This is a genomic window from Bradyrhizobium sp., assembly GCF_016462955.1.
Lineage (GTDB): Bacteria > Pseudomonadota > Alphaproteobacteria > Rhizobiales > Xanthobacteraceae > Bradyrhizobium.
Map to the genome: position 1 here is coordinate 2,693 of NZ_JAEMSD010000467.1, position 2,644 is coordinate 5,336.

The 2,644-nt window shown below is 65.1% G+C and carries 1 protein-coding gene and 1 pseudogene; both read right to left on the reverse strand.

From position 1 onward, the window contains the following. Nucleotides 1-763: pseudogene (locus tag JHD07_RS31830) on the reverse strand (tetratricopeptide repeat protein); the annotation flags it as partial. Nucleotides 764-873: 110 nt separating this feature from the next. Beyond that, nucleotides 874-2,644: tetratricopeptide repeat protein (locus JHD07_RS31835; RefSeq protein ID WP_291629360.1), on the reverse strand; the 1,771-nt coding region annotated here is incomplete at its 5' end.

A 2,644-nucleotide genomic window follows, 5' to 3' on the forward strand; every position in this document is an offset into this window, starting at 1 on the left:
CCAGCGCAGCATCGAAATCCGCAAGCGCCGGCTCCAGACGCTGCAGCTCGTAGCTGAGCCGCCCGCGCTGGGCCAGGATCCTCGGCGCACCCGGCTTGATCGCGAGCGCCATGGCGAATTTGGCGGCCGCCTCTTCGTGGTGCCGCAGTTCCATGCTGACCATGCCACTCCCGACGATGGCCTCGGCATGACGCGGCTGAAACAGCAGGGCCCGGTCGAAACTCTCCTTGGCCTTCGTGAGCTGTCCCAGCAAGATCTCGATCATGCCGCGATTGCAGAACGCGTCGGCATGATCGGGTTTGATCTTGATGGCGCGCTCGTGCATCTCGAGCGCCTTCGCGTACTGCCCCAAATGCATCAGCGTGTTGCCGAGATTGGTCAGCGCGACGACGAAGTTCGGCTTCAGCGCGATCGCCCTCTCCTGGCACCGCCGCGCCTCCTCGTAGTTGCCGAGGTCGAAATGCACGGTCGCGAGGTTGTTATGGGCATCGTGCAGGCGGGGATCGAGCGCAATCACGCGCTCCAGCAGCTCCTTCGCCTCCTCGAGACGGCGGCCGTCATGGGCGCACATGCCGAGCAGATGCATGGCGTCGACATGGTCAGGGAGCGCTTTCAGGATTTCGCGGCAAAGCGCCTCGGTCTCGGCATATTTGCCCTGGCCATAGGCGCTCGCCGCGGCAGAGAGGACGGCGTCGGCCTGCTTCATCAACTTCTTCTGCAATCGCGCATTCTGGAATGCGCGCGCGCCGCCGCTCTTCTGCAAGGTGTCTCTCCGGAAGGGTGCCCGATGCAGAGTCTAGCTGATTCGCAGCACGGGCCGGCCGGCCGCCGGAGCTCCATCGCCTCCGGGTTTCCCCGGGGCTCGGCGCCTTCCTACGCCGGCTCCAGGGCCGCCGCACAATGATCGTGCCAGAACCGGCGATAGGCCGCTTCGACCTCACGCGTGTAGAATTCGACGTTGCCGGCGGGCGAGGCTGCGATCCGCGCCGGCAGATCCGCCCGCAACTTTGCCAGATGGGCGGGCTGCGCCGCATATTTGCACGCGATCGCGGCGTAACCCTCGTCGTCGGTGGCGACCCAGTCCCCGAGGCCGACGGCGGCCACGATCGAGCCCCCCGCACGCGACGAGGCGCCGTTACCGAGCTTGGCCACGACCGGAACGCCGGCATAGAGGGATTCCCAGGTGCTGATCCCGCCGTTCTGCGGGAAGGTGTCGAGCGAGATGTCGACGTTCTCAAAGGCCCGCAGATGCTCCTGGCGCGAGGTCGAACCCATGCAGATAACGCTGTCTTCGGCGATCCCCTGGGCCGCGAACCGTGCCACCAGGCGCTCGCGCAACAGGGGATCGTCGAGCATGCCGTTCTTGACGACGATCTTTGATCCGCTCACTGCGCCCATTACCTTCGACCACACGCCGATGGCTTCGTCCGATATCTTGAAGATGCGGTTGAACACGCCGAACGTCACGTAGCCGTTGCGTAGCATGGGAGGCTCCGACGGCGGCACGTCCAGGATCGGATCGATCGTGATAAGGCAGGGCAGATCGTGGACTTTCTCGGCCAGCAGGTGCCGGGCCGATTGCGGAATGAAGACCGGATCCGCGAGCACGTAGTCCATGGTCTTGAGGCCCGTCCCCGTCGCGTGCCCAAAGCCCGTGACCTGGATGGGCGCCGGCTTGCGGGCGAAGACGTGAAGCCGGCTGCCGGTCGTGTGCCCGGACACATCGATCAATATGTCGATCCCATCCGCCTGAATACGATCGGCCAGTTCGTCGTCTGACAATTGTGCGGCATCGACCCAGACATCGGCGAGAGACTTGAACTGCTCGGTCATCTCATCCTGCAACGGCCAGCAGGAATAACAGACGATCTTGAACTTGGCATGGTCATGATGGGTCAGCACCGGCAGCAGAGAGTACGCCGCCGAGTGGTTCCTGAATTCGGACGCGACATAACCGATCACGATCCGCCGGTCCGGATCAAGCTTGCGCGGCAACAGCGTCCTTTGCGTGAGCTTCGCGCCAATGGCGTCCCACCAGTATTTTCGCGCGGCCTGCTGGGCAGCGAAATTGGCCTCCGGCAGGTAGTCCAGCACGAAGATCTTGTACCCGATGGCCTCCGGAAAGTCCGGCGCGATCTCGAGCGCCGCGTCGAGGTGCCCAAGCGCGGCGGCGATGTCGCCCTGGTTCACGTGGCAAGCCGCCAGAAGCGCCAAGCCCATCTCGGATCGCGGGTTGACCTCGAGCAGCGTCTTGACGCCCGCCATCGCCCGCGCCGTGTTTCCCGCGAGAATGTCGATCTGCGCCCGCCAGCAAAGTGCGAGCTCGAGCCGCGGCGATTGCGCCAGCGCCGCATCGAGGTCCGCGGCAGCCTGCTCCAGCCGGGACAGGCTCAAATTGAGCCGTCCGCGCTGCAGCAGGATCCGCGGAGAGCCCGGCTTGATCGCGAGCGCCGCGTCGAAGGCGGCGGCCGCCTCCTCGAAGTGCCGGAGCTCGAGGCTCACCATGCCCTTGCCGGCGATCGCCTCCGCATGATGCGGCTGCAACGACATGGCGCGATCGAAGCTGTCCTTGGCGCGCCCCAACTGGCCAGTCATCAATTCCGCCATGCCGCGGTTGCAGAACGCATCGGCATAGTCCGGCTTC